A 1,790-nucleotide genomic window follows, 5' to 3' on the forward strand; every position below is an offset into this window, starting at 1 on the left:
AATGCCGCTCAGATAAACAGCATCGTATTGCAGAAGCTTTTCGATTAATGCGGGTGAGTCCGGTTGGTCAAAGAGATATTTGGCTGCGGAATCACTGCGCCAGTAATGGAAACAGCGCTCGCCGCTATCGTCAGTTTCAATGTAATATAATCCTGGCTGTTTAGCGCTTAATTGCGGGATAAGGCTGGTATCTATACCCTCCTCCTGCCATTTTTCGAGCATATCAGCGCTGAATGGATCATTACCCAATGCTGTTACATAACTTGTTTTGATTCCGTGAGATTGTGTCAGGCGCGATAAGTACAGCGCGGTATTAAGCGTATCTCCACCGAATGTCTGTTTAAGCCCATCACCTTTTTTTTGTAGCTCAACCATACATTCGCCAATGATCGCGATGTTTAATGATTTCATTTGGTTACCTTAACAATTGAAGTTGTGCAGTGCCGACGCACCTTTTTAAACAAAGGCAGAGCCATAAGGGTATTTTTATAACACCCGTCTGCATAAATATCCGGCCATTGTTGCTTGTAAAAACAACGACAACAGCGCAGCTTTCAATCCCAATAGCCTACTATCGCTATATCAAGCCCTTGTTTGTAATTTTTCCATTTAATTAAGTAAAATGGTAATGGGCTTGATACAACGGTTCAAATCTTCCCGTGCGTTTGCTGTGCAGCAAAGAAGAGGTTTATGATGACTATTCTAGGGTCTGTTGATCTTTCGCGGTTAATTTTTGTTCGAGATAAAAGCGTTTTAATCTCGACGCGAGGTGTGTAGCTTAGTCATTTTAAGTAAATACCTCGCAACAAAGAGTAAAACGCTTTTAGCCGACCCCTTCGGGCTGCGCTTGTTGGTTCTTTCTACTGCGTTATCGCCTGTTCATGTAGAATAACTACACTACACAGGCTCTGCCTTGTATAAAGAAGCAACAAACTGCTGCAAAAACAATCTCGAAAGATCAACAGACCCTAAACAGTATTAATTTTTTTAAGCTGCATTATCAGCCCGGAATTATTTTTGACGGTTGCCATATTCTTTTGGCTAAGGTCTGCTTATCCTGAGCCTGTCACTAACTTACGATTACTCAGGAGCTTTTTATTGTGCCAGCTTGAATACTTCAATTGCTTTATTGCCAAGGCCTTTGGCAATAGCCCCCTATTTCATACCCTTTGCCCGGTTTGTAAACCAGTTTAGTTGGAAAACTCCATGCTAAAATCGGGGATCTAAAAGTTCGCAACTCAAACGAGCATTAAAACAGTCATATCAGCAACCAGTCCGGATAAATCCTTACGGAGTAGTTAAGCTTTTCTTTTAAAGATAATAATGTATTACAAATAAAATGCCAAGTAAAAATGATAAAAGCATGCTTCAGAGCACACTTTGAAATTTATAAAATTGATCGCTGTGGAAAAATTCACCTGACAATTATTTTAAATAAAGAGCTGGAGCGTACGAGCCCGTAATCTCTTATCTACCATTCACAGCTTCAGATAGGCGTCCTGCACTAAATAGCAATTCTATTTAACCCTGTTATTCCATCGTTGCTGCAGCCTATTTTTACAATAGGATTGATTCTATATCTGCCAGCCGATAGCAGATCTCTTATCCGTGCGGGTAGTACTTTACTGATTTGCTTGGAATTGAATATTTATACCAAATCCGATAATTATCTATTCATTTATGCTTGTTAAAATGAATGCTAGCTAGACATAAAACTACGTTTTAGTCTTTGTTATTGATTTGATTCAGAACGTCCTGTTCTTCACCACTTTGTGGCCAGCTAAAGCTGT

1 protein-coding gene is annotated in these 1,790 nt (G+C 39.8%); it reads right to left on the bottom strand.

Going from position 1 to position 1,790, the window contains the following annotated elements:
- The coding region (locus tag ABZA00_RS16960; protein ID WP_372883326.1) for a PfkB family carbohydrate kinase at positions 1-411 on the bottom strand (411 nt) is incomplete at its 3' end.
- Between the last annotated feature and the right edge of the window lie 1,379 nt (positions 412-1,790).

It is taken from the genome of Psychromonas sp., from assembly GCF_041586535.1.
GTDB lineage: Bacteria > Pseudomonadota > Gammaproteobacteria > Enterobacterales > Psychromonadaceae > Psychromonas.